The 25,030-nt window shown below is 73.1% G+C and carries 25 protein-coding genes and 1 riboswitch; of the genes, 13 read left to right on the top strand and 12 right to left on the bottom strand.

Annotation, left to right across the window (positions count from 1 at the left end; translation table 11 throughout):
• The first annotated feature begins 63 nt into the window (after positions 1–63).
• The gene (locus tag ACZ7EC_RS18985; RefSeq protein ID WP_471063895.1) at positions 64–315 is read left to right on the top strand and encodes a hypothetical protein; all 252 of its coding nucleotides are present in this window, start codon (positions 64–66) and stop codon (positions 313–315) included.
• Between the two features lie 13 nt (positions 316–328).
• On the top strand, positions 329–1,513 hold the full coding sequence (locus ACZ7EC_RS18980) for an SPFH domain-containing protein (RefSeq protein ID WP_471063893.1): 1,185 nt from the start codon (positions 329–331) through the stop codon (positions 1,511–1,513).
• Between the two features lie 291 nt (positions 1,514–1,804).
• On the opposite strand, the gene ACZ7EC_RS18975 is transcribed toward ACZ7EC_RS18980, so the two are convergent.
• On the bottom strand, positions 1,805–2,416 hold the full coding sequence (locus ACZ7EC_RS18975) for a TetR/AcrR family transcriptional regulator (RefSeq protein WP_471063891.1): 612 nt from the start codon (positions 2,414–2,416) through the stop codon (positions 1,805–1,807).
• Between the two features lie 130 nt (positions 2,417–2,546).
• On the opposite strand from ACZ7EC_RS18975, the gene ACZ7EC_RS18970 reads away from it, so the two are divergent.
• A complete protein-coding gene (locus ACZ7EC_RS18970; RefSeq protein WP_471063889.1) occupies positions 2,547–3,743 on the top strand; it encodes an FAD-dependent monooxygenase in 1,197 nt (398 codons plus the stop codon).
• A gap of 598 nt (positions 3,744–4,341) precedes the next feature.
• On the opposite strand, the gene ACZ7EC_RS18965 is transcribed toward ACZ7EC_RS18970, so the two are convergent.
• Positions 4,342–5,046, bottom strand: a complete 705-nt coding sequence (locus tag ACZ7EC_RS18965) for a copper homeostasis protein CutC (protein ID WP_471063887.1) — start codon at positions 5,044–5,046, stop codon at positions 4,342–4,344.
• A 223-nt stretch (positions 5,047–5,269) separates the two neighbouring features.
• Here ACZ7EC_RS18965 and ACZ7EC_RS18960 point away from each other — a divergent pair, with 223 nt between their 5' ends.
• Positions 5,270–5,914, top strand: a complete 645-nt coding sequence (locus ACZ7EC_RS18960; protein ID WP_471063885.1) for an HD domain-containing protein — start codon at positions 5,270–5,272, stop codon at positions 5,912–5,914.
• A gap of 26 nt (positions 5,915–5,940) precedes the next feature.
• Positions 5,941–7,011, top strand: coding sequence for a GNAT family N-acetyltransferase (locus ACZ7EC_RS18955; RefSeq protein ID WP_471063883.1), 1,071 nt, complete (start codon positions 5,941–5,943; stop codon positions 7,009–7,011).
• 27 nt (positions 7,012–7,038) lie between these two features.
• On the opposite strand, the gene ACZ7EC_RS18950 is transcribed toward ACZ7EC_RS18955, so the two are convergent.
• Both ACZ7EC_RS18950 and ACZ7EC_RS18945 read right to left on the bottom strand, forming a co-directional pair.
• Positions 7,039–7,317, bottom strand: a complete 279-nt coding sequence (locus ACZ7EC_RS18950) for a DUF4031 domain-containing protein (protein ID WP_397985344.1) — start codon at positions 7,315–7,317, stop codon at positions 7,039–7,041.
• 7 nt (positions 7,318–7,324) lie between these two features.
• Positions 7,325–7,708 carry a hypothetical protein gene (locus ACZ7EC_RS18945; protein ID WP_471063881.1) on the bottom strand — a complete coding sequence of 128 codons (384 nt, stop codon included), beginning with the start codon at positions 7,706–7,708 and terminating at the stop codon, positions 7,325–7,327.
• A 56-nt stretch (positions 7,709–7,764) separates the two neighbouring features.
• Here ACZ7EC_RS18945 and ACZ7EC_RS18940 point away from each other — a divergent pair, with 56 nt between their 5' ends.
• From ACZ7EC_RS18940 to ACZ7EC_RS18925, 4 genes are all read left to right on the top strand, one after another.
• On the top strand, positions 7,765–8,670 hold the full coding sequence (locus ACZ7EC_RS18940; RefSeq protein WP_471063879.1) for a MurR/RpiR family transcriptional regulator: 906 nt from the start codon (positions 7,765–7,767) through the stop codon (positions 8,668–8,670).
• A gap of 77 nt (positions 8,671–8,747) precedes the next feature.
• Entirely contained in the window at positions 8,748–9,671 is a 924-nt protein-coding gene (murQ, locus tag ACZ7EC_RS18935; RefSeq protein ID WP_471063877.1) for an N-acetylmuramic acid 6-phosphate etherase, read from the top strand.
• Positions 9,672–9,687: 16 nt separating this feature from the next.
• A complete protein-coding gene (locus tag ACZ7EC_RS18930) occupies positions 9,688–11,274 on the top strand; it encodes a PTS transporter subunit EIIC (protein WP_471063875.1) in 1,587 nt (528 codons plus the stop codon).
• A 246-nt stretch (positions 11,275–11,520) separates the two neighbouring features.
• Positions 11,521–12,102: a hypothetical protein gene (locus ACZ7EC_RS18925; RefSeq protein WP_471063873.1), complete on the top strand. Its 582-nt coding sequence runs from the start codon at positions 11,521–11,523 to the stop codon at positions 12,100–12,102.
• A gap of 4 nt (positions 12,103–12,106) precedes the next feature.
• Here the strand turns inward: ACZ7EC_RS18925 and ACZ7EC_RS18920 are convergent, their stop codons facing one another.
• The 5 genes from ACZ7EC_RS18920 to thrC all read right to left on the bottom strand — a co-directional run bounded on the left by ACZ7EC_RS18920 (position 12,107) and on the right by thrC (position 17,569).
• On the bottom strand, positions 12,107–13,234 hold the full coding sequence (locus ACZ7EC_RS18920; RefSeq protein ID WP_471063872.1) for an NADH:flavin oxidoreductase: 1,128 nt from the start codon (positions 13,232–13,234) through the stop codon (positions 12,107–12,109).
• Positions 13,235–13,437: 203 nt separating this feature from the next.
• Positions 13,438–15,060 (bottom strand): chaperonin GroEL, encoded by a 1,623-nt coding sequence (gene groL, locus ACZ7EC_RS18915; protein ID WP_471063871.1) that lies wholly within the window; start codon positions 15,058–15,060, stop codon positions 13,438–13,440.
• Positions 15,061–15,361: 301 nt separating this feature from the next.
• Positions 15,362–15,565: a cold-shock protein gene (locus ACZ7EC_RS18910; protein ID WP_037653356.1), complete on the bottom strand. Its 204-nt coding sequence runs from the start codon at positions 15,563–15,565 to the stop codon at positions 15,362–15,364.
• 445 nt (positions 15,566–16,010) lie between these two features.
• Positions 16,011–16,289, bottom strand: coding sequence for a MoaD/ThiS family protein (locus ACZ7EC_RS18905; RefSeq protein WP_397985335.1), 279 nt, complete (start codon positions 16,287–16,289; stop codon positions 16,011–16,013).
• Positions 16,286–17,569 carry a threonine synthase gene (thrC, locus tag ACZ7EC_RS18900; RefSeq protein ID WP_471063870.1) on the bottom strand — a complete coding sequence of 428 codons (1,284 nt, stop codon included), beginning with the start codon at positions 17,567–17,569 and terminating at the stop codon, positions 16,286–16,288. The genes ACZ7EC_RS18905 and thrC overlap by 4 nt, the downstream gene beginning before the upstream one ends.
• 18 nt (positions 17,570–17,587) lie before the next feature.
• A riboswitch (SAM riboswitch) is annotated at positions 17,588–17,733 on the bottom strand.
• Positions 17,734–17,895: 162 nt separating this feature from the next.
• On the opposite strand from thrC, the gene ACZ7EC_RS18895 reads away from it, so the two are divergent.
• Entirely contained in the window at positions 17,896–18,840 is a 945-nt protein-coding gene (locus ACZ7EC_RS18895; protein WP_471063869.1) for a glucosyl-3-phosphoglycerate synthase, read from the top strand.
• Between the two features lie 83 nt (positions 18,841–18,923).
• Entirely contained in the window at positions 18,924–20,351 is a 1,428-nt protein-coding gene (locus ACZ7EC_RS18890) for an alpha,alpha-trehalose-phosphate synthase (UDP-forming) (RefSeq protein ID WP_471063868.1), read from the top strand.
• Here ACZ7EC_RS18890 and otsB read toward each other — a convergent pair.
• From otsB to ACZ7EC_RS18875, 3 genes are all read right to left on the bottom strand, one after another.
• On the bottom strand, positions 20,339–21,172 hold the full coding sequence (otsB, locus tag ACZ7EC_RS18885) for a trehalose-phosphatase (RefSeq protein ID WP_471063866.1): 834 nt from the start codon (positions 21,170–21,172) through the stop codon (positions 20,339–20,341). The two genes, ACZ7EC_RS18890 and otsB, sit on opposite strands and share 13 nt — an antisense overlap.
• An 88-nt stretch (positions 21,173–21,260) precedes the next feature.
• Positions 21,261–21,500 carry a DUF3263 domain-containing protein gene (locus ACZ7EC_RS18880; protein ID WP_471063864.1) on the bottom strand — a complete coding sequence of 80 codons (240 nt, stop codon included), beginning with the start codon at positions 21,498–21,500 and terminating at the stop codon, positions 21,261–21,263.
• A 16-nt stretch (positions 21,501–21,516) separates the two neighbouring features.
• Positions 21,517–22,782 (bottom strand): extracellular solute-binding protein, encoded by a 1,266-nt coding sequence (locus ACZ7EC_RS18875; RefSeq protein ID WP_471063862.1) that lies wholly within the window; start codon positions 22,780–22,782, stop codon positions 21,517–21,519.
• 139 nt (positions 22,783–22,921) lie between these two features.
• On the opposite strand from ACZ7EC_RS18875, the gene ACZ7EC_RS18870 reads away from it, so the two are divergent.
• Both ACZ7EC_RS18870 and nagA read left to right on the top strand, forming a co-directional pair.
• On the top strand, positions 22,922–23,860 hold the full coding sequence (locus tag ACZ7EC_RS18870) for an ROK family protein (protein ID WP_471063861.1): 939 nt from the start codon (positions 22,922–22,924) through the stop codon (positions 23,858–23,860).
• A complete protein-coding gene (gene nagA / locus ACZ7EC_RS18865) occupies positions 23,860–25,023 on the top strand; it encodes an N-acetylglucosamine-6-phosphate deacetylase (RefSeq protein WP_471063859.1) in 1,164 nt (387 codons plus the stop codon). Before ACZ7EC_RS18870 ends, nagA begins: the two co-directional genes overlap by 1 nt.
• Positions 25,024–25,030: the final 7 nt, after the last annotated feature.

Below are 25,030 nucleotides of genomic sequence, written 5' to 3'. Positions count from 1 at the left end.
GTGCGCGGGCCGAGGGGGACTATCGTCGGAATACTGGGGCCAGCACGAGGAGGACGGCCGGTGATGACGCAGGACGACGCCGTGATCGGCTGCACGGGGAAGGTCCTCATCGGAACGCGTGGATCCGCGGGACCCGGCGAGGTGCTGGTGCGGGTCCGGGGCGGCTCCGAGACGTTTCTCGCCTGGTCGGAGGATCCCCTGCCACCGGGAGCGACGGTCCTCGTGATCGAATCGCGGGGATGCCGCGAGGTCGGTGTCATCGAATGGGCCGACCCATTGGACGCGCTCGGCGGCGACGCCGTCGGCGCCTGCTGAGGAGTACGAGAAAATGTTCGGATACCGCGTACCCGCGCCGGACGAGGCGATGTTGATCTCGGGCGGACGACGGGGACTGGGGGGCGCGCCGTTCCGAGTGGTGACGGGCCACGGAAAGTTCGTGGTCCCGTTCTTCCGCAAGACCCGCTTCCTCTCGCTGGCGATGTGCGAGTCGGAGGTCACCGAGACCTGTGTGACCAAGCAGGGCATCGCACTGCACGTGCGTGCCGTCATCGCCTTCAAGGTCGGCAACGACCACGAAAGCATCATCAACGCCGGTCAGCGCTTCCTCTCCGACCAGGACCAGATGTCGGTGCTCACCGGCCGGATCTTCGCCGGCCATCTGCGCGCCATCATCGGCTCGATGACCGTCGAGGAGATCGTCACCGAGCGGCAGAAGCTGGCCGCCGAGGTGCTGGACACCTCCAAGACGGAGATGGCCAAGATCGGTCTGATCGTGGACTCGCTCCAGATCCAGTCGATCGACGACGGCGACACCGGTTACATCGACGCGATGTCCGCCCCGCACAAGGCGGCCATCCAGCGCCAGGCGCAGATCGCCCAGGCGCAGGCCACGCAGGCCGCGGTGGAGGCGGAGCAGGAGGCGGCGCGCCGGCAGGCGGAGTACGCCCGGAAGACCGCCGTCGTCAAGGCCGAGTACTCGGCCGAGGTGGACCGGGCGCAGGCCCAGGCGGCGCAGGCCGGTCCGCTGGCGCAGGCCCACGCGCAGCAGGAAGTGCTGGACGCGCAGACGGAGTTGGCCGAGCGCCAGGCCCTGCTGCGGCAGAAGCAGCTGGTGTCCGAGGTCGTCAAGCCCGCGGAGGCGGAGGCCGAGCGGGTCAGGATCCTCGCGGCGGCCGAGGCCCAGCGGATGAAGATCCAGGCCGAGGCGGCGGCGTCGTACGACCGGGTCGCGCTGGACCGGATGCTGATCGACCAGCTGCCGCAGATCGTGAAGGAGGCGGCCGGCGGTCTGGCGGGCGCCAACGTCAACGTCCTGAACGGCGCGGACGGCCTCGGCGAGATCGCGGCCGGCCTGGTCTCCCAGGGTCTGACCATCCTGGACTCGGTCCGCCAGAACCTCGGCGGCCAGGAGTCCGACGGCAACCGCTCCGAACAGCCGCGGGACAACGGCCTGCTCCAGCTCAGCGCCCGCCGCGAGAAGAAGTCGGACGACGGCCCGGTGGACGTCGACTAGGGCCTTTCTTCCGGATCAGGTCGGCTCGGGTTGGCGGTACCTTACGGCCGAGCCGAGCGGGGGCTGGTGCGTGCAGATGCAAGGCGGAGGAGGGAGTCGACGCGGAGCGTCGACGACCGACGACAACGCCGCAGATGTGCGTGCCAGCCCCCGCGACCCCGGCGAGATCCGGAAGAAAGGCCCTAGCGGTCACCCGGCACCTCTCCGCGACCGCCCCGTCCCGGCCGATCTCTCGGCGGGGGCGGGGCGGTTCGCGTCTGCGGCGAAGCGCGCGACGACGCGTACGGCGGCTCAGGCGCCGTCCTCCGAGGAGGCTCCCGCGCGCACTCTGCGCCGGGCGAGGACGGCGAGGAGGTTGTCGACCAGCCGTTCGGCGTCGGCGTCGGTGTGCAGCGGGACGCCCAGCAGGGCGTGCGTGTAGGCGGGGGCGAGGACCAGCTCCAGCACGTCCTGGACGTCCAGCTCGCCGATGCCGGCGGCGGTGAGCATCGCCTCGATCTGCCGGGTGCGGGGTTCGACGAACCGGTTCAGCGCGTCGGCCCCGAACACCCCCGAGCGGGTGGCCGCGGCGACGGTCCTGGCCAGCGTCAGGTTCCGGTCCGCGCGCAGGTCCGCCAGCAACTGGCGGGTGTAGACCAGCGCGTCGGCGCGCAGGTCCCCGGTGACGGGGAGCGGTGAGCGCCGGCTCAGCTCCTCGAAGAGGGTGTCGAGGACGAGCCCTTCGGGGGTGCGCCAGCGCCGGTAGATGGTCGCGGGGTGCACCCCGGAGCGCTCGGCCACCTCGGCGACCGTGACCGTGCCGTCCGGGGAGGCGTCGAGCAGTTCCCGGACCGCCGCGTGCACCGCTTCCCGCGTCCTGGCGGATCTGCCTCCCGGACGGACCGTCCCTGCTGCCTGCGTCATCCCTCCATGCTACCGCGACACACTCGCGTTAGTGGCTGGATCCGGCCCCTCTAACGCGACCCACTCGCGTTAGAGGCCCTTTCGGCGTACGCTCAAACGCGACGGATTCGCGTTAGAAAGGTGGGGGCTCATGCCTCGGGTTCTTGTGGTGGGTGCGGGGATCGCGGGGGACACCGTCGCGCTCATGCTCGGTCGGGCCGGCTGGGAGGTCACCGTCGCGGAGATCGCCCCGGCGCTGCGCGGCGGCGGCCAGTCCGTCGATCTGCGCGGCGACTGCCGCGAGGTGCTCGCCCGCCTCGGGCTGCTCGACGAGGTCCTCGCCCGGCTGGTGGACCAGCGCGGCGCGGCCTGGGTGGACGGCGAGGGGCGCCGGCTGGCCGTGATGCCCGTCGAGGCGTTCGGCGGCAACGGCTACGTCTCCAAGGAGGAGTTGCTCCGCTCGGACCTCGCCCGCGTCCTGCACGACGCGGCCGGCGCTCGGGTCACGCATCTCTTCGGGGAGACCGTGGAGGCGCTGGAGGACGCCCCGAACGGCGTGTCCGTACGGTTCCGCAACGCGCCGCCCGCCGAGTTCGACCTGGTGATCGGCGCGGACGGGGCGCACTCGCGGGTACGGCGGCTGCGCTTCGGGCCCGAGGAGGTCTTCCGCCGCCGGCTGGGCCTCGCGCACGCCTGGTTCACCATGGACGAGACGCCCCGGACCCCTTCGGTCGACGGCTGGTTCATCACCCACAACGCGCCGGGCAGCCGCTCCGTCGAGGCACGGCCGGGGCATCCGGGCCAGCAGGAGATCGGGTTCACCTTCGCCGCGTCGACGCTGCCGCCGCGGCACGACCGGGAGGCCCAGTTCGCCCTGCTGGACCGGGTGTTCGCGGACGTGGGCTGGCGCACGCGGGAACTGCTCGCCGCCGCGCGGCTCGCGCCCGACTTCGCCCTCGACACGTTCGACCAGATCGACGTGCCGAAGTGGTCCGACGGCCGGGTGGTCCTGCTCGGGGACAGCGCCTGGTGCGCGAGCCCCCTCAGCGGTCTCGGCACCGCACTGGCGCTGCGCGGCGCGGCGGCGCTGGCCGACGCCGTCGAGGCGGCCGACGCCCTGCGGCTGCCGCACCGCCTCTCGGACGCGCTCACCGCGTACGAGACCGCGATGCGTCCGCGGGTCCAGGACGCGCAGCGGCTGTTTCCGGGGCGGGTGCGGCAGGCGGCGCCCCGCACCGAGTTCGGCATCCGTACCGTCGCGTGGCTGATCCGCCAGATCCAGAAGCCTCCGCTGGCGAAGACCTTCACCCGGCTGGCGGCGGAGCGCGGCCACGAGCAGCCGGCCTGACGGCATCACCCGGAAACCGGGGAAAGCCCCCCGCCCGGCCCTGGGCCGACCACGCGGCCTCACCCCGGCCGACCGCGCCACCTCAGTCCCGGCAGGCCGCGCCGCTTCAGTCCCGGCCGGTAGCGCTGTCCCGCCCTGACCGGCCGCGCCACCCCGACCCGACCGGCCACGCCACCCCGGTCCCGGCCGGGCACGCCGCCCCGGACCTGGGCCGCCACCCCAGCTCGGCCGGGCACGCCGCCCCCGACCCGACCGGCCAGGCGACCTCGCCCCGCCCGGCCACGCGGCCTCACCCCCGCCCGGCCGCGCCGTCCCGCCCTCGGCAGGCCACACCACCCCCAGCCCCGGCGTGCCACGCCACCTCAACCCCGACCGGCCACGCGGCCTCACCCCCGCCCGGCCGCGCCGCCTCAGTCCCGATCGGCCGCGCCATCCCGCCTCGGCAGGCCACACCACCCCAGCCCCGGTGCGCCAGGCCACCTCACCTCGGCCGGCCGCGCCACCCTGACCCGACCGGGCACGCCGCCCCCGACCCGACCGGGCCACGCGACCTCGCCCCGCCCGGCCACGCGACCTCACACCGCCCGGCCGCGCCACCTCAGTCCCGGCCGACCGCACCGTCCAATACCCTGCGCCACTCCTTGACCGCGCCTTCCGAGACCGGGCCGTGCCAGCCCTGGGGGCGGGCCGCGCCGCCGATGTGGAAGGCGTCGAGGCCCGCGGCGAGCAGCGGCGGGACGTGGTCCAGGCGCAGGCCCCCGCCGACGAGGAGGGTCTGGCCGTAGCCCGGCTCGCCGCGGCGACCGTACTCGGCCAGCAGGGTCGGCAGGCCGTCGTCCACACCGGTGGCGGCGCCCGCGGTGAGGTAGGTGTCGAGGCCGGGCAAGTCGGCGAGCTGCTTGCGCAGGGCCTCGCGGTCGGCGGCGCGGTCGATCGCCCGGTGGAAGGTCCACCGGCAGCCCGCCAGCGCCCCGGCCACCCGCTCCACGGCGGCCAGGTCCACTCCCCCGTCCGCGTCGAGGAACCCCAGCACGAACTGGTCCGCGCCGGCCGCCCGCATCTCCTCCACCACGCCCAGCAGCCGCGCCACGTCACCGGCCGCGAACCCGTCCGCCAGGCGGAGCATCACGCGCAGGTCGATGTCGACGGCGGCACGGATACCGGCGACGGTGGCGGCGGACGGGGTGAGCCCGTCGGCGGCCATCTCGGTGACCAGCTCCAGCCGGTCCGCGCCTCCGGCCTGGGCGGCGACCGCGTCCTCGATGTCGAGGGCGATCACCTCCAGGACTGCACGCTTGCTCATGGCACCCCATTCGTCGCGGCCAAAGATCCAATAGAGGTCTAGTCCAATTTAAGGGTACGCGGCCGGGCGCGCGCCAGTACGCCACCACGCCCCGCGCCACCGCACCACCATTCCGCCCGCCCGCAGCACCGCCCGCCGCCCCCACCCCGCCGCGCCCCGCCGCCCCGCCGCCCAGCCGCCCAGCCGCCGCTCCGTCCGCGCGCCGCCACGCGAGAATGAGCCCATGGCCGACCTCGACGCCCTCCGCCTCCGTTTCGCCCGTGCCCTGGACGCCGTCCGCGCGCCCGAGGGCGGTCCCGATCCCGGCCCCTACGCGGACAACCTGCTCGCCCGCTGGCAGGAGCCCCAGCGCCGCTACCACACCCTGGCCCACCTCACCGCCGTCCTCGACCGCGTCGACGTACTGGAGCCGTACGCGGCCGACCCCGGCGTCGTACGCCTGGCCGCCTGGTTCCACGACGCCGTGTACCTGCCGGAGCGGTCCGAGAACGAGGAGCGTTCGGCGCGGCTGGCGGAGCGCGCGCTGCCCGAGGCCGGGGTGCCGGAGGCGAAGGCCGCGGAGGTGGCCCGGCTGGTCCGGCTGACCGTCACCCACGACCCGGCCGCGGACGACCGCGACGGCCAGGTGCTGTGCGACGCCGACCTCGCGATCCTGGCCGCGCCCCCGTCCGCGTACGCCGCCTACACCGCCGAGGTCCGCGAGGAGTACCACTTCGTCCCCAACGACGCCTTCCGGCAAGGGCGTTCCGCGGTATTGCGCCAACTCCTCGCGCTGCCGAGTCTGTTCCGTACCGCCTACGGCCAGGAGCACTGGGAGGCCAGCGCCCGCCACAACCTCGCCGCCGAGCTGGAAATGCTGTCGCCGTGACGGCGGCCCCCGCCTAGGGTGCGCCCATGCGAGCGATGAGCGGGGAACATGTGACCGATGCCGTGGCCGGCTGCCTGGCCGTCCTGCGCACGGCGGTGGACCGGGACTGGCGGGACGTGCGCGCCGGGCGGGTCGAGTGGGACTGCCACACCACGGCCGTGCACGTGGCGGACGACCTGGTGGCGTACGCCGCCAATCTGGCCGGGCGCGCGCGGGACGCCTACGTGCCCTTCGAACTGAGGCTGGACGAGGGCACCGGCAACGCGGGGCTGCTCCAGGTCGTGGAGACCACCGGCGCGCTGCTCGCCGCCGCCGTGACCACCGCGCCGCCGGACGTCCGCGCCTTCCACCCCTACCCGTTCCGCAGCGCCGACCGGGTGGGCTTCGCCGCGATGGGCGTCGCCGAAGTCCTGCTGCACACCCACGACATGGCCGAGGGCCTCGGCCTGTCCTACGAGCCCTCCGCCGGGCTCGCCGAGTCCGTCCTGGCCACGATCTTCCCGCACGTCCAGCCCGGCCCGGAGCCCTGGCCGACCCTGCTGTGGGCGACCGGACGCGGCGAGCTGCCCGGCCGGGCCCCGGTCACCGGGTGGCGCTGGCACAACAACCTCGTCCTGGCCACCGAGCGCCTCACCCTCACCGGCGTCCGCCCGGCCGCCGCCCGCGATCTCGCCCTCGGTGGCGACGGCGGCTTCGACTGGGCCGGCGGCGAACCGGAGGAGGGCACGCGGGAAGCCGCCCGGATGCTGGTGAAGGCGTACGAGGCGGGCGTCCACCGGCCCGAGTTCACCGTCTTCACCCTCGTCCGCGCCGAGGACGGGCGCGCGGTCGGCGCCCTGGGCTTCCACGGCGCCCCGGACGAGGAGGGGCGGGCGGAGATCGGCTACAACCTGGTCGAGAGCGCCCGCGGCCGGGGGTACGCCACGGAGGCGCTGCACGCGCTGTCCCGGTGGGCGCTGGCCCGTGACGACGTACGGACGCTGTACGCGAGGGCGCAGCGGACCAACACCGCCTCCCAGGCGGTCCTCACCCGCACCGGGTTCCGGCCGGCCGGCGCGCTCGACGACCGGCTCCTGGCCTACGAGCTGCGCGCGTGAGCGCGGTCGGGTGGTCGCGCGGGGCGGCTACGAAAGCCCGCGGCGCACCAGCCCCTTGGGCCGCCGCAGCCCCGATTCCCGCAGCAGCCGCACCAGTTCCCGGCTGCCGACCTCCACCGCGCCGGCCGCCACCGCGTCGGCGTACCGGCGCGCCGGGAGGTCGTAGTGATCGCGGTCGAAGGCCCGCCGGGGCACCCCCAGCCCGTCCGCGAACAGCCGCAGTTCGTCGTACGACACATCGCTCACCAGATGCGACCACAGGCGCCCGTGGCCCGGCCAGGTGGGCGGGTCGATGTACACCGTCACGGGCGCCTCACGAGGCCGGCGTCCCGCCGAGGGCCGAACCCAGCCGGCCGACCGCCGCGACCTTCACGCCCGCCTGGTGGCACACCCAGTGCGGGTCGGGGCCCAGCTCCGGCTCCACCTCCAGCGCGTGCGGGTCGCCCGTGCCGCAGACCGGGCACAGCGGCCAGCGGCCGTACCGCTCCAGCAGCGCGTCCTGCACGTCCTGGGCCACCAGACCGGCCACGTAGTGCATGCCGTCCGGCCACTGCTCGACCCACCAGCGCCGCTGCGCCACGGAGTCCTCGACCAGCGAGACCACGTCCGCCTCCGCGACCCGGCCCGCCACGAGATCGGCGAGGACCAGGGCGCGGGCCGCGTGCAGGGTCTGTTCAAGGGGACTGATGGGCTCCATACCAGCCATTGTGCGCACTCTTGACCCGGACACCGAACCGAAAATATCTTTCAGAGGTGACCCAGGACGTGAAGGAAAGTTTCGGCAGTCCGGTGGGCTCGCTCGCCGCCAAGGTGCGCACCCTCGCGCCGTCGATGACCCGGTCCATGCAGCGCGTCGCCGAGGCCGTCGCGGGCGACCCGGCCGGCTGCGCCGCCCTCACGGTCACCGGCCTCGCCGAACTGACCGGCACCAGCGAGGCCACCGTCGTCCGCACCGCGCGGCTGCTCGGCTACCCCGGCTACCGGGACCTGCGGCTCGCCCTCGCGGGGCTGGCCGCCCAGCAGCAGTCCGGGCGGGCGCCCGCCATCACCACCGACATCGCCGTGGACGACCCGATCGCCGACGTCGTCGCCAAACTGGCCTACGAGGAGCAGCAGACCCTCGCCGACACCGCCGCCGGGCTCGACACCGGCCAGCTCGGCGCGGCCGTCACCGCGCTCGCCGGCGCCCGCCGCACCGATGTGTACGGCATCGGGGCGTCCGGGCTCGTGGCCCAGGACCTCACCCAGAAGCTGCTGCGCATAGGGCTCATAGCGCACGCGCACAGCGATCCGCATCTCGCCGTGACCAACGCCGTCCAGCTCCGCTCGGGCGACGTGGCGATCGCGATCACCCACTCCGGCTCGACGGGGGACGTCATCGAGCCGCTGCGGGCCGCCTTCGAGCGCGGGGCGACCACCGTGGCCATCACCGGCCGCCCCGACTCACCGGTCACCCAGTACGCCGACCACGTGCTGACCACGTCCACCTCACGGGAGACCGAGCTGCGCCCGGCCGCGATGTCCTCGCGGACGAGCCAACTGCTCGTGGTGGACTGCCTGTTCGTGGGAGTGGCCCAGCGCACGTACGAGACGGCGGCACCCTCGCTCGCCGCATCGTACGAGGCGCTGGCGCACCGGCACCGCAGCAGCACCCGGTGAGCGCCCGCACCGACCGCGGGTGAGCACCGGCACCGGGGGAACACCGACCGGCATCCGAGACCGAGAGAGCCGCTTGCATGACCGCCCATGACCTGCGCAGCCAGCTGGCCTCGCTGACCACCGAGGCCTTCCGACCCGAACTCGCCGACATCGACCGACTGCCCACCCTCGACATCGCCCGGCTGATGAACGGCGAGGACGCGGGCGTGCCCGCCGCCGTCGCCGGCCAGCTCCCCCGCATCTGTGCCGCCATCGACGCGGTGGCCGCGCGGATGAGCCGGGGCGGGCGCCTGATCTACGCCGGTGCCGGGACCGCGGGGCGCCTCGGCGTCCTGGACGCCTCCGAGTGCCCGCCCACCTTCAACACCGATCCCGCCCAGGTCGTCGGCCTGATCGCGGGCGGTCCGCAGGCGATGGTCTCCTCCGTGGAGGGCGCGGAGGACTCGGACGAGCTGGCCCGCACCGACCTCGACGCGCTCAAGCTCACCCCCGAGGACAGCGTGGTCGGCGTCTCCGCCTCCGGCCGCACCCCGTACGCCGTCGGCGCGGTCGAGCACGCCCGCGCCCAGGGCGCCCTGACCATCGGGCTCGCCTGCAACGAGCGCAGCGCGCTGGCGGCCGCCGCCGAGCACGGCATCGAGATCGTGGTCGGGCCCGAGCTGATCACCGGCTCGACCCGGCTCAAGGCGGGCACCGCCCAGAAACTCGTCCTCAACATGCTGTCGACCATCACGATGATCCGGCTCGGCAAGACGTACGGGAACCTGATGGTGGACGTGCGCGCCTCCAACGCCAAGCTGCGGGCGCGCTCGCGCCGGATCGTCGCGCTGGCCACGGGGGCGCAGGACGCGGAGATCGAGCGGGCGCTGACCGAGTCCGGCGGCGAGGTGAAGACCGCGATCCTCGTCCTGCTCGCCGGTGTCGACGGCCCGGCGGCCGACCGCCTTCTGGAGGACTCCGGCGGCCATCTGCGCGCCGCGCTGGCCCGAGCGAGCGGCTGACCCGCACGCTCAGGGGGTGCACACGGACCCCGCCTCCACCGCGACCGCCGTCCTGACCCACGTCGGCGGCCCCGCCAACGTCACCGCCGTGACCCACTGCATGACCCGGCTCCGGCTCACCCTCGCGGACGCGGACGCGGCGGACGGGCCGGGGCTGCGGGCGGTGCCGGGGGTGCTGGGGGTGGTGGAGGACGGGGCCGCGTGGCAGATCGTGCTGGGGCCGGGAGTGGTGGAGGCGGTGACGGACCAGGTGCGGGCGCGACTGCCGCTGAGCCCGGAGCCGCGCCCTGGTGACGAACGCCGGCGGGGCGGAGAGCGCCCGCACCCCGGCACGGCCTCCCCCGGAACCGCTCCGCCCGGTCCGGTCCCCCGCCGGGCGGCCGCGGCCGGCCCCGCCCCCGGCGCAGCGGTCACGCCCGTCCCGGCCCCCTTCGTGACCGCCCTGCAACGGGGTCCGCGGCGCCACGCCCCCACTCCCGTCAAGGCCGCCCTGCGCCGCGTCGCGGCCGTCTTCGTGCCGCTCATCCCCGCCCTGATCGGCTGCGGCATCCTCGCCGGCGTCAACGGGGTGCTCCAGAACGCCGGCTGGCTGCCCGGCCTCACCCCCGCGCTCACCGCGGTGGCCTCGGCGTTCATGGCGCTGCTCGCGGTGTTCGTCGGCTACTACACGGCCCGGGAGTTCGGCGGCACACCGGTACTGGGGGCCGCCGTGGCGGCGGTGGTCGTGTATCCGGGCGTGGCGAAGGTGACCGTGTTCGGCACACAGCTCGCCCCCGGCCAGGGCGGGGTCCTCGGCGCGCTGGCCGCGGCCTTCCTGGCCACACGGGTGGAACGGTTCTGCCGGGGCCGCGTCCCCGAGACCCTGGACGTCCTGCTCACCCCGACGGTGACGGTCCTCGTCCCCGGACTGATCACGCTGTACGGCCTGATGTACGCGGCCGGTACGGTCGCCACCGCGATCGGCACGGCGGCCAACTGGCTGCTGACCACGACGGGCGCGCTGGCCGGCCTCCTGCTGGGCGGCCTCTTCCTCCCGCTGGTCATGCTGGGCCTGCACCAGGCCCTGATCCCCATCCACGCCACGCTGATCCAGCAGCAGGGCTACACCGTGCTGCTCCCGCTGCTGTCCATGGCGGGCGCGGGCCAGGTGGGCGCGGCCCTCGCGGTGTACGTCCGGCTGCGCCACGACACCGGCCTGCGTACGACGATCCGCTCGGCCCTGCCCGCCGGGCTGCTCGGCGTCGGCGAGCCGCTGATCTACGGCGTCTCCCTCCCCCTCGGCCGCCCCTTCCTGACCGCCTGCGCGGGCGGCGCGGCGGGCGGCGCCTTCATCGGTGCCTTCGCGATGCTCGGCACGAAGGTCGGCGCGACGGCGATCGGCCCCTCGGGCTGGGCCCTGTTCCCGCTGCTGTCCGGCAACCGGGGCCTCGCGGCCACCGCGGCGGTCTACGCGGGCGGCCTCCTCACCGGCTACACCGTCGGCTTCCTGGCCACCTGGCTCGCCCTCTCACGGCGCGCGCCACACCAGGCTGCACCGCCCGAGGAATCCCCGGCGCGGCCGGACACCGGTCAGCAACCGACGGGCCTGCCCGGCAACCTCTGAGAACCCCACCTCCGGCCGCCGCGGCCCGCCTCCGGTGCTTCACCCAGCCGACCGGCACGTTGCGCGGCACGGAGAGTTCTCCGGCGCCGCGGTGGGCGTCGTCGAAGCGGCGGAGCCGCTCGGTCGGCCGGTCCGGTGAAGTCGCCGTGGCCCCACCCCGCCACAGCCTGCCCGGTCGCCCGGCGGCATCCTGGACACTGGGGGGCGAGAACGCGCCAGGAACTCGTCTACGGACCGGAATCCACCATGAATCACGCCCAGCTGACCGCCCTAGGCCGAGCACTCCGGCTGCTCGGGGAGCACGGGGAGGCGTTGACCGCCGACACCCCGGACGGGCGGCTCCAGGAGGTCAGGACGGATCTGCGCAGGGCGCTGGACCTGCTGGAGGAGAGCGTCGGGACGAACGCGCCCGCCACCCGGTGCGCCGAGCATCCGCACGGCCCGGTGGACGAGAGCGCCCCCGATCTGTGCCTGCTGTGCGAGACGCGGCGCCGGGCCGCCCGCCGCTCGGAGTACGGGGGCCGGCCGAGCCCGGCCGGGCCGGCGGCCACCGCGCCCTCGCGCTACGGCGTCCGGGGCGACCGCCCGCAGCCCCAGCAGCGCTGGCTGCCGGAGCTGTGGAACGGCCAGGAGTGGCAGTTGTGCGGGACCCCCCGCCGGGACCGCCGGGAGGCCGAGGCGTACCTCGCCGCCCAGCGGCGCGGGGCGCGGCCCGCGATGGCGTACCGGCTGGTGCACGAGTTCACCGACTACGAGGTGCTCCGCGTGTGGGGCACCCCGGTACGCGTCGACATCGAGCCGCTGAACGGCAACATCGGCGGGATCTGAATCCTCAGCTGAGGGTCTTCAGCGACGCCGCGTCGTACGGCGCCAGCTCCGACACCCGGCCGGCCAGCACCTTCGCCGCCCACTCGGGGTCCTGGAGCAGCGCGCGCCCGACCGCGACCATGTCGAACTCCTCGGCCTCCAGCCGGTCGAGCAGGCCGTCGATGCCCTGCACCGGGGAGCCCTGGCCGGCGAACGCGCCGGTGAAGTCGCCGTCGAGGCCGACCGAGCCGACGGTGATGGTCTGCTTGCCGGTGAGCTTCTTCGTCCAGCCCGCGAGGTTGAGGTCGGAGCCGTCGAACTCGGGCTGCCAGTAGCGGCGGGTGGAGGCGTGGAAGACGTCGACGCCGGCCGCGGCGAGCGGGGCGAGGATCGCCTCCAGCTCCTGCGGGGTCTCGGCGAGCCGGGCGGTGTAGTCCTGCTGCTTCCACTGCGAGTAGCGGAAGAGGATCGGGAAGCCGGCCGAGACCCGCTCGCGGACCGCGGCGACGATCTCCGCGGCGAACTTGGTGCGGGCCACCGGGTCGCCGCCGTACGCGTCGGTGCGGCGGTTGGTGCCCTCCCACAGGAACTGGTCGAGGAGGTAGCCGTGGGCGCCGTGCAGTTCCACGCCGTCGAAGCCGATGCGCTCGGCGTCCGCGGCGGCCTGGGCGAACGCGGCGATGACGTCGTCCAGGTCCTGCTGGGTCATGGCCTTGCCGGTGGGCTCGGCGCCCGCGGTGACCAGACCGGAGGGGCCCATCGCGGGGGCGGCCGGGAAGGGGGCGTCGCCGTCCTTGCGGACCATGCCGATGTGCCACAGCTGCGGGACGATGGTGCCGCCCGCCGCGTGCACGTCCTCGGCGACCTTCGCCCAGCCCGCCAGCTGCTCCTCGCCGTGGAACCGCGGCACCCGGTCGCTCTGGCCGGCCGACTCGTGGCCGACGTAGGTGCCCTCGGTGACGATCAGGCCGACGCCCGCGGCGGCGCGCCGGGAGTAGTACGAGCGCACGTCCTCGCCGGGGATGCCGCCCGGCGAGAACATCCGGGTCATCGGGGCCATCACGATCCGGTTGGGGACGGTGAGGCCGCCCAGGGTGATGGGGCGGGAGAGTACCTGGGCCGCGCGGGAGGCGGGCTGCGTGTCGACGGTCACGTGAGGGCTCCTCGGAAGGCTGCTAACCGGGCGGTATGTGAATGCGCATTGTTGCAGACACTTAAGTAACCCGTTCGGCGCCGGCCGGCATTCCCGCCCCCGGAAACCGTCGTATGTGACCCCGGACACGCCCGAGGGCGGCACCCCCCGTCCCTGACAGGAAGTGCCGCCCTCGGTAAGGACGTTGATCAACCGGAGGTCGATCAGAAGTCCATGTCACCGCCCGGCATGCCGCCCGGAGCGGCCGCGGCGGCCTTCTCCGGCTTGTCGGCGATGACGGCCTCGGTGGTGAGGAACAGCGCGGCGATGGAGGCGGCGTTCTGCAGCGCGGAACGGGTCACCTTCGCCGGGTCGATGATGCCTTCGCCGACCAGGTCGACGTACTCGCCGGTGGCGGCGTTCAGGCCGTGGCCCGGAGTCAGGTTGCGCACCTTCTCCACCACGACACCGCCCTCCAGGCCGGCGTTGACGGCGATCTGCTTCAGCGGGGCCTCAAGGGCGATGCGCACGGCGTTGGCACCGGTCGCCTCGTCACCCTCCAGCTCCAGCTTCTCGAAGACCTGGGAGGCCTGGAGCAGGGCCACGCCACCACCGGCGACGATGCCCTCCTCGACGGCCGCCTTGGCGTTGCGCACGGCGTCCTCGATGCGGTGCTTGCGCTCCTTGAGCTCCACCTCGGTGGCGGCACCGGCCTTGATGACCGCGACGCCGCCCGCGAGCTTGGCCAGGCGCTCCTGGAGCTTCTCGCGGTCGTAGTCCGAGTCGCTGTTCTCGATCTCGGCGCGGATCTGGTTCACCCGGCCGTTGACCTGCTCCGAGGAGCCGGCACCGTCGACGATGGTGGTCTCGTCCTTGGTGATGACGACCTTGCGGGCGCGGCCCAGGAGGTCCAGGGTCGCGTTCTCCAGCTTGAGGCCGACCTCCTCGGAGATGACCTCGCCGCCCGTGAGGATGGCGATGTCGCCGAGCATGGCCTTGCGACGGTCGCCGAAGCCCGGAGCCTTGACGGCGACGGACTTGAAGGTGCCGCGGATCTTGTTGACGACCAGGGTCGACAGGGCCTCGCCCTCGACGTCCTCGGCGATGATCAGCAGCGGCTTGCCCGACTGCATGACCTTCTCCAGGAGCGGGAGCAGGTCCTTGACGGAGCTGATCTTGGAGTTCGCGATGAGGATGTACGGGTCCTCGAGCGACGCCTCCATGCGCTCCATGTCGGTGGCGAAGTAGGCGGAGATGTAGCCCTTGTCGAAGCGCATGCCCTCGGTGAGCTCGAGCTCCAGACCGAAGGTGTTGCTCTCCTCGACGGTGATGACGCCTTCCTTGCCGACCTTGTCCATCGCCTCGGCGATCAGCTCGCCGATCTGGGTGTCGGCGGCGGAGATGGACGCGGTGGAGGCGATCTGCTCCTTGGTCTCGACGTCCTTCGCCTGCTCGAGCAGGGCGGCGGAGACGGCCTCGACGGCCTTCTCGATACCGCGCTTCAGAGCCATCGGGTTGGCACCGGCGGCGACGTTGCGCAGGCCTTCCTTGACCAGGGCCTGGGCGAGCACGGTCGCGGTGGTCGTACCGTCACCGGCGACGTCGTCCGTCTTCTTGGCGACTTCCTTGACCAGCTCGGCGCCGATCTTCTCGTACGGGTCCTCGAGCTCGATCTCCTTGGCGATGGAGACACCATCGTTGGTGATCGTGGGGGCGCCCCACTTCTTCTCGAGGACGACGTTGCGACCCTTGGGGCCGAGCGTCACCTTGACGGCGTCCGCGAGCTGGTTCATGCCGCGCTCGAGGCCGCGCCGCGCCTCCTCGTCGAACGCGATGATCTTGGCCATGTGAAGTGGTCCCTCCAGGACTGGGGGTGATTCCTTCGGACCGCGCCCGCGCCCGCGACGGACGGCTCGCCGGCCTGTGGTTCCTTGCCCCACGTGGCCCGCGGACCTCACCGACCCGGTCCTTCGTTGTCACTCTCACCTTCAGAGTGCTAACGCCAATGATTAGCACTCGGCATGCCCGAGTGCAAGCGCCTCGGGCGCGACGGCGGGTGGGTCAGCCGGGGGCGAACACCGCCCGGAGCCGGGCACGCCGAAGGGCCCGCACCCTGTGCGAGGTGCGGGCCCTTCGGTGGAGAAACGTTCAGACGGCGACGCGAACCATGTCGGCCTGCGGACCCTTCTGGCCCTGCGAGATCTCGAACTCGACTCGCTGGCCCTCCTCCAGGGTGCGGTAGCCGTCCATCTGAATGGCGCTGTAATGGACGAAGACGTCCGCACCACCGTCGACCGCGATGAAGCCGTACCCCTTCTCCGCGTTGAACCACTTGACGGTGCCCTGAGCCATGCCTAACTCCCCTATTACTGGCCCTTGCGCAGATCCGCACTTCGCGGATCCGGGTCAGACCTCGCCCCCCAATGCGTCGGGGGCGTGCGCCGGAACGCGTCGACCGCGGCTGAATGTATCTGTCCAACTGCCCTCTGCAACAGGTCAATTGGACGAGAAATCTGGACGAGAACGATCCGGAATGTAGGGAGAATTCATCAGAATTCAGGGCAAGTCGGGCCCCGTAAAAGACACAAAAGCCGCGGAAAGCCCGTGCATTTTGGCTGCTTCTTATCGGGCCCGCGGAGGAGAATCGAGGGCTAACCCTCGATCAACTCAGGGCGCCTTCCCCAACTGTACCGCGCTCAATCACGCAGAATTGCCCCCTCCGCTTCTCTCACGGAGAGGGCAATCCGATGCACCTTGGGTGACCGTCATTACCGAAGGTAACGTCCGGTCCGTCGGGTCAGCAGCCGCCGGCCACCGCCGGGATGATGGAGACGCCCGCGCCGTCCGGGGTGGAGGTCTGCAGGCCCTGCTCGAAACGCACGTCGTCGTCGTTGACGTACACGTTCACGAACCGGCGCAGCCTGCCCTGGTCGTCCAGGACGCGGGCGGCGATGCCGGTGTGGTTCTTCTCCAGGTCCTCGATGACCTCGGCGAGGGTCGCGCCCTCGGCGGCCACCTCGGACCGCCCGCCGGTGTAGGTGCGCAGGATGGTGGGGATGCGAACGGTCACGCTCATGCGAGGCCAGCCTCTCGGAAGGAGTCCAGGGTCGGGCGGATGGTGGCGGTCAGGCCGGTGCCGGCCACCGCGTCGAGGGTCTTCAGACCGTCGCCGGTGTTGAGGACGACGGTGGTCTTCGCCGGGTCGAGCACCCCGCTCTCGATCAACTTCTTCGTGACGCCGACGGTCACGCCGCCCGCCGTCTCGGCGAAGATGCCCTCGGTGCGGGCCAGCAGCTTGATCGACGCCACGATCTGCTCGTCCGTCACGTCCTCCACCGCGCCGCCGGTGCGCCGGGCGATGTCCAGGACATAGGGGCCGTCGGCCGGGTTGCCGATCGCGAGGGACTTGGCGATGGTGTCCGGCTTCTGGGGCCGGACCACGTCGTGGCCCGCCTTGAAGGCCGTGGACACCGGCGAGCAGCCCTCCGCCTGGGCGCCGAAGATCTTGTACGGCCGGTCCTCGACCAGCCCGAGCTCGATCAGCTCCCGCAGCCCCTTGTCGATCTTGGTGAGCTGGGAGCCGGAGGCGATCGGGACCACGATCTGGTCGGGCAGCCGCCAGCCGAGCTGCTCGCAGATCTCGTACGCCAGGGTCTTGGAGCCCTCGGCGTAGTACGGCCGCAGATTCACGTTGACGAAGCCCCAGCCCTCGCCGGCCGGGTCGCCGATCAGCTCGGAGCAGAAGCGGTTCACGTCGTCGTAGTTGCCCTCGATGCCGACGAGTTCACCGCCGTAGACCGCGGCCATGACGACTTTGCCCTGCTCCAGGTCGTGCGGGATGAACACGCAGGAGCGCAGGCCCGCGCGGGCGGCGGCGGCGCCGACGGCGCCCGCGAGGTTGCCGGTGGAGGAGCAGGACAGGGTGGTGAAGCCGAAGGCGCGGGCGGCCTCCAGGGCCTGGGCGACCACCCGGTCCTTGAAGGAGTGGGTCGGGTTGCCGGAGTCGTCCTTGACGTACAGACCGCCGGTGACGCCGAGTTCGCGGGCCAGGTTGTCGGCCTTGACCAGCTTGGTCCAGCCGGGGTTGATGTTCGGCTTGCCGGCCACGTCGGCCGGGACCGGCAGCAGCGGGGCGTAGCGCCAGATGCTGGTGGGGCCGTCCTCGATCCGCTTGCGGAGTTCCTCGGTGTCGTACCCGGAGAAGTCGTAGGCGATCTCCAGCGGGCCGAAGCATTCCTCGCAGGCGAAGACCGGGCCGAGCGGGACGCGGTGGCCGCATTCGCGGCAGCTGAGGGCGGCGGCGGGACCGAGGTCGACGGTGGAGGTACCGGAGGTGGCAACTGTCTGCACAGCCATGGGAGGCGAGGCCCTTTCTCCTCATCTTCCTCACGACGCACTTCGCCGTGAGACGGATTTGGCACCTTCCCTAGCCGGGAGCCTCGCTGCTATGGGAACGAGAACCGGCTGGAGGGTTGCCGGGGCTTCATCGGGCCGTGTCCCTCTGCCCCTCTGGATGAGCGGTATTCGATTGTGTCCGCACTGCTGCGGCATGTCCGCGCGCGACCCCCGACATGCGATGGTCATCGGCGTTGCTCAAGACTGTAACCGAAGGCCTGGAGAGTTGAGATAGTCGTCCGTACCGCGAGACGAGACCGCGAGGCGAGCGTGAGGAGCCGGGGACCGTGCTGGAAGAAGTCGAGCGCTGGATGGGCAACCGCTCCTGGTCCGTGCGCGACCGTCCCCCGCACCAGGTCCTCGCGGCGAAGCAGCGCACCGGCCAGACCATCAGCGTGGTGCTGCCCGCCCTCGACGAGGAGGAGACGGTCGGCGAGATCGTCGCGGTGATCCGGCGCGATCTGATGGAGCGGGTGCCGCTCGTCGACGAGGTCCTCGTGATCGACTCGGGCTCCGCCGACCGCACCTCCGAGGTCGCCGCCGCGGCGGGCGCGCGGGTGGTGCACCGGGACGCGATCCTGCCCCGGATGCCGGCCGTGCCGGGCAAGGGCGAGGTGCTGTGGCGCTCGCTGCTCGTCGCCACCGGGGACATCATCTGCTTCGTCGACGCGGACCTGCGGGAGTTCTCCTCCGACTTCGTCCTCGGCATCGTCGGCCCGCTGCTCACCGAGCCGGACGTCCAGCTGGTCAAGGCGATGTACGACCGTCCGCTCGCCGGTACGTCGGGACAGGGCGGCCGGGTCACCGAGCTGATGGCGCGCCCGCTGCTGAACATGCACTGGCCGCAGCTCGCGGGCTTCGTGCAGCCGCTGGGCGGGGAGTACGCGGCCCGGCGCTCCCTGCTCGAACGGCTGCCGTTCCCGGTCGGCTACGGGGTCGAGCTGGGCATGCTGGTGGACGCCCTGCACCTGGTGGGGCTCGACGCGCTGGCCCAGGTGGACGTAGGGGTGCGCAAGCACCGGCACCAGGACGGGCAGGCGCTCGGCCGGATGGCGGCGGCCATCTACCGCACGGCCCAGCTGCGGCTGGCCCGCGGCCACCTCGTGCGCCCCGCGCTCACCCAGTTCGAGCGGGGTGTCTCCGGTTTCGAGCCGCGCACGTACGCGGTGGACACCGAGGAGCGGCCGCCGATGACGGAGATCGCGGAGTACGCCCGGCGCCGGGTGGCGTGACGGCGCGCGGGCGGCCGTATACGACCTGGTTCGGGCGGGGTCCGCGGGTTTGAGTGTTCCCGGGTCGGGCTAGGTTGTGGACCATGGCTTCCACGCACGGTGCTGAGGTGCTGGTCGCGTCCAATCGCGGCCCGGTTTCGTACGAGGCGGGCGAGGACGGCTCGCTGCGCGCCAAGCGGGGCGGCGGCGGGCTGGTCTCGGGCCTGTCGGCGATCGGTCCGGAGACCGACGCGGTCTGGGTGTGCGCCGCGCTGGGCGACGGCGACCGCGAGGCGGTGCGCCGCGCCGGGGGCGGTCTGCTGCCGGAGGGTGACACCGGCGGGCAGCGGGTGCGGATGCTCGGCATCGACCCGGACGTCTTCGCCGACGCGTACAACGGGATCGCCAACTCGGTGCTCTGGTTCGTGCACCACATGCTGTACCAGACACCGCTGGAGCCCGTCTTCGGCGCGGACTTCCGGCGGCAGTGGGCGGCGTACCAGGCGTACAACCAGGCGTTCGCCGAGGCGCTGGCCGAGGAGGCGGGCGAGGGCGCGGCGGTGCTGATCCAGGACTACCACCTGGCGCTCGCCCCGCGGATGCTCCGCAGGCTGCGGCCCGATCTGCGCATCGGCCACTTCTCGCACACGCCCTGGGCTCCGGCGGAGTACTTCCGGCTGCTGCCCGACGACATCGCGGCGGAGCTGCTGACCGGGATCCTCGGCGCGGACCGGGCGGCGTTCCTCACCCGGCGCTGGGCGGACGCGTTCACCGGGTGCTGCCACGCGGTACTGGGGCCCGGCATCCCCGCGGGCACCCGGATCGGGGTGCACGGCCTGGGCGCGGACGCCGACTTCCTGCGCGAGCGCTCCCACCGGCCGGACGTGGACGAGCGGATGGCGGCGCTGCGCGCGGAGATCGGGGAGGGCCGGCGGACGATCGTCCGGGTGGACCGCACCGAGCTGTCCAAGAACATCGTGCGCGGGCTGCTGGCGTACCGGCAGCTGCTGGACGACCACCCCGAGTGGCGGGAGAAGGTCGTGCACGTCGCGTTCGCGTACCCCTCCCGGCAGGACCTCGCCGTCTACCGGGACTACACGGCCGAGGTGCAGCGGGTCGCGGAGGAGATCAACTCCGTGTACGGGACGCCCGGTTGGACCCCGGTGGTGCTGCATGTGAAGGACGACTTCGCGCGCTCCCTGGCCGCGTACCGGCTCGCCGACGTGGCGCTGGTCAACCCGATCCGGGACGGCATGAACCTGGTCGCCAAGGAGGTGCCGGTCGTCTCCGACGAGGGCTGCGTGCTGGTGCTCTCGCGGGAGGCGGGGGCGCACGAGGAAATGGGCGAGGACGCGCTCACGGTCAACCCGTACGACGTCACGGGTACGGCCGAGACCCTGCACACGGCGCTGACCATGCCGGCGGCGGAGCGAGCCGAGCGCACGAAGCGGCTGGCCGCGGCGGGCACGGCGCTGCCGCCGGCCCGGTGGTTCCTGGACCAGCTGCACGCCCTGGACGATCAGTCCAGCTGAGCCGCCAGCGCGGTGAGGAGCCGCACGACGCCCTCGGGACCGTCGACCACCAGGTCGGCCCGCTCGGCCAGTTCGGCGACCTCCGTGCTGCCGCTGCACACGAGCAGCCCCGGTGTGCCCTCGGCGCGGAGCTTGTCGACGGCGGCGTAGGCGGGGAGGTCGCCGAGGTCGTCGCCGGCGTAGAGGACGGAGCCGGCGCCGGTCTCGCGGAGGTACTCGCCGAGGGCGACGCCCTTGTCCATGCCGGGCGGGCGCAGTTCGAGGACCATGCGGCCGGGCTCGACGATCAGGCCGTGCCGGGTGGCGAGGTCGGCGAGCGGGGCGCGCAGGGCCTCGTACGCGGCCTGCGGGTCCTGCGCGCGGCGCGTGTGCACGGCGACGGCACGGCCCTTCTCCTCGATCCAGGTGCCCCGCCAGGCGCCGACCCGGTCCAGCAGGCCGGGCAGCTCGGCGCGGACGGCGGCGACGCCGGGGTGCGGGGCGGGGGCGGTGACGGTGCCGGTGGCGGCGTCCCAGCGTTCGGCGCCGTAGTGGCCGAGGACGGTGAGGTGGTCGAGGCCGGGGACGCCCGCGAAGCCGCCGTAGCGGACCGCGACGCCGGCGGGGCGGCCGGTGATCACGGCGATGTGGGCGACCTTGGGGGCGAGGGCGGCCAGGGCGGCGACGGCGGCGGGGTGGGCGCGGGCCTGTTCGGGGTCGGCGACGATCGGGGCGAGGGTGCCGTCGAAGTCCAGGCCGATCACCGCGGTGGCGGGGTTCGCGAGCAGCGCGGCGAGTCCGTCCCGGCCGGCCGGGGTGGCGGGGGTCGGCAGAGGGTCCATGTACCGACACTATCCAGTGGAGCCGGTTGTCACGCCTGGACGCCCGGACACGTGCCCCGGGGGCTCCGCCCCGGCCCCCGTCGGGGACTCAGCGCTCCGCACGCCGTGTCTCGCGGACCCGGCGCAGGCGGTTCACCGTGAGGGGGTCGTGGGCGAGGGCGCGCTCGTCGTCGAGGAGGGCGTTGAGGAGCTGGTAGTAGCGGACCGGGGAGAGGTGCAGGTCCTCGCGGATGGCGCGTTCCTTCGCGCCGGGGCCGGAGAAGCCCCGGCCTTCCAGCGCGAGGATGGCCTTCTCGCGGTCGCCCAGTTCCGTGTCGCCCGGTTCCATGGGGAAACCGTAGCGCTCAGCCGGCGCTGGCCGCGCTGTCCGCCGCCGTGGCCGTGGCCTGGAGGCGGGTGAGGACGGCCGCGGGGTCGCCGCCGGGCGCGACGGCCTGGCCGATGTTCTGCTTCACGGCCGCGCTCACCGACGCCCAGGACGTCTTGCCCACCGGGTACAGCTCGCTCGTGGGGAGCTGGTCGAGGAAGGGGTGCAGCGCCTTGTCGGGGGCCGCGTCCGACTCGCTCATGGCGTTGGAGGCGGAGGTGGTGACCGGCAGGAGCCCGTAGTTGCGGGAGAAGTCGAGGACGTTCTTCTCGCTGTAGACGTAGTTCAGGAAGTCGCCGATCTGGTCGGCGTGGCCGTTCTGCTTGAACGCCATCATCCAGTCGGTCACCCCCATCGACGCCCGCGCCCGCCCGGTCCGGCTCGGCGTCGGCACCATGCCGAAGTGCACGCCCTTCGCCTCGGCCTGCTGGATCAGCGTGGGGTGCCCGTCGACCATGCCGACCTGCCCGTCGGCGAACGCCGCGAACGCCTGCGCCCGGTTCAGCTTCCCCGGCGGCACCGGCCCGGTCAGCCCCTTGGCGACCAGGTCGTCCTTGAGCCAGGCGAAGGTCCGCACGTTCTGCTCGGAGTCGATGGTGTAGGTGCCGATGTCGTCGGTGTAGCCCGTGCCCCCGGTGCCGCCGTCGCCGCCGCTGAGCAGCCACTGCATCGTCTCGGCCTGCGCCTCCTCGGGCCCGAGCGGCAGCGCGAAGGGGTACTTCACGCCCTTCGCCTTGAGCGCCTTGGCGTCCGCGGCCAGCTCGTCCCAGCTGGTCGGCGGGGTGATCCCGGCGCTCGTGAAGAGGGTCTTGTTGTAGAACAGCACGCGCGTGGACGCGGCGAAGGGTATGCCGTACTGCGTGTGGCTCCACTGCCCGGCGTCGGCCAGCTGGGAGAGGAAGTCCGCCTGGGTGCGGATGGAGAGCAGGTCGGAGGCGGCGTAGAGCTTCCCGGCGGCCGCGTAGTCGGCGTAGGCGCCGATCTGCGCCATGTCCGGCGCGTGGCCCGCGTCGACCATCTCCTTGACCTTGCGGTCGACGTCGTTCCAGGAGTAGACGCTGACCTGGACCTTCACGCCCGGATGCGTCGTCTCGTACTCCTTGACCAGCGAGTCCCAGTACTTCTGCGAACTGTTCGCCGCCGAGTCGCCGTAGTCCGCGGCCACGAGTCTGAGGGTCACATCGGAGGAGCCCGTGCTCCCGCAGCCGCCGAGGAGCGCGGTCATGCCCATCGCGGACACCATCGCGATCATTCCTGCTGTACGCCGACGCACCGTCAAAATCCCAACCCTGCTGTTCGAACGATTCATGAGATGAACGACTAAGGTCTACACCACGTGAATGGACTAGACCTCTCGCGGGTCAGCGGGCCACACTGTCCCCGTGAGACATGTCATCGCCCTGGACGTGGGCGGTACCGGGATGAAGGCCGCCCTCGTCGGGGACGACGGCGCGCTGCTGCACCGTGCCCGCCGCGCCACCGGCCGCGAGCGCGGCCCCGACGCGGTGATCGCGGGCATCCTCGACTTCGCCGCCGACCTGTTCGCGTACGGCACCGAGCACCACGGCCCGCCGGCCGCCGCCGGCATCGCGGTCCCCGGCATCGTCGACGAGGCGCAGGGCACAGCCGTCTACGCCGCCAACCTCGGCTGGAAGGACGTACCGCTGCGCGAGCTGCTCACCGAGCGGCTCGGGGTGCCCGTCGCGCTCGGCCACGACGTGCGCACCGGCGGCCTCGCCGAGGGCCGGATCGGCGCCGGCCGGGGCGCCGACCGCTTCCTGTTCGTGCCGCTCGGCACCGGCATCGCGGGCGCGATCGGGATCGACGGCCGGGTGGAGTCCGGGGCGCACGGCTTCGCGGGCGAGATCGGCCATGTCGTCGTACGGCCCGGCGGCACGCTCTGCCCGTGCGGGCAGCGCGGCTGCCTGGAGCGGTACGCCTCCGCGTCCGCCGTCAGCGAGGCGTGGGCGGCGGCCGGCGGGGGCCCGGACGCGGACGCCGCCGACTGCGCGCGGGCGGTCGCGGCGGGCGACCCGGACGCCCGGCGGGTCTGGCAGGAGGCGGTGGACGCGCTCGCCGACGGCCTGGTCACCGCGCTCACCCTGCTGGACCCGCGCACGCTGATCATCGGTGGCGGTCTCGCGGAGGCGGGGGAAGTGTTGTTCCAGCCCCTGCGGGACGCCGTCCGGCGCCGGGTCACCTTCCAGAGACTGCCGTCCATCGTCCCCGCCGCCCTCGGCGACACCGCCGGCTGCCTGGGCGCGGGGCTGCTCGCGCGGGATCTGCTGACGACCACTTCTACTCCGGAGGTAGACACCTGATGGCCAGCCCCACAGGAGCCGCGACGCACCCGCAGGTGCTCACCGGCGCGAACGTGGTACTTCCCACGGGCACGGTGAAGAACGGCACCGTGGCCATCGACGGCCGGCGCATCACCGGCGAGACCCCGGCCGGCGCCCGGACCGTCGACGTCACCGGCCACTGGCTCGTCCCCGGCTTCGTCGACCTCCACAACCACGGCGGCGGCGGGGCCTCCTTCGCCGGCACCGCCGAGCAGATCCTCACCGCCGTCCGCACCCACCGCGAGCACGGCACCACCACCCTCGTCGCCTCCACCGTCACCGACGAGATGGACCTGCTGGTCCACCGCGCCGGGCTGCTCAGCGAGCTGGCCGAGCAGGGCGACATCGCGGGCATCCACTTCGAGGGGCCGTTCATCTCGCCGTGCCGCAAGGGCGCCCACTCCGAGGCGCTGCTGCGCCACCCGGAGCCGGCCGAGGTGCGCAAGCTGATCGACGCGGCGCGCGGGCAGGCCCGGATGCTCACCCTCGCCGCCGAGCTGCCGGGCGGCATCGACTCGGTGCGGCTGCTCGCCGAGCACGGGGTGATCGCGGCGATCGGGCACACGGACGCGACGTACGAGCAGACGGTGGACGCCATCGAGGCGGGTGCCACGGTCGCCACGCACCTCTTCAACGCGATGCCCGCCCTCGGCCACCGGACGCCGGGCCCGGTCGCCGCCCTGCTGGAGGACGAGCGGGTGACGGTCGAGCTGATCAACGACGGCACGCATCTGCACCCGGCCGCCCTGGAGCTGGCCTTCCATCACGCGGGCGCCGACCGGGTGGCGTTCATCACGGACGCGATGGACGCGGCCGGCGCCGGTGACGGCCGCTACCTGCTGGGCCCGCTGGAGGTCGAGGTCAGCGAGGGGGTGGCGCGGCTGGTGGAGGGCGGTTCGATCGCGGGCTCCACACTGACCCTGGACCGGGCGTTCAAGCGGGCGGTGACCGTGGACCGGCTGCCGGTGGAGGACGCGGTGAAGGCGCTGTCCGCCAACCCGGCCCGGCTGCTGGGCCTCGCGGACCGCGTCGGCTCCCTGGAGCCCGGCAAGGACGCCGACCTGGTGCTGCTGGACGCGGACTTCGAGGTGCGGGGCGTGATGCGGCGCGGCGAGTGGGTGGTCGCTCCCCGACTGGGCTGATACGCCC

This window comes from Streptomyces sp. NPDC037203 (assembly GCF_055605065.1).
Note: the sequence above shows the minus strand (reverse complement) of the source record. Positions and strands in the feature narration are given on the sequence as shown.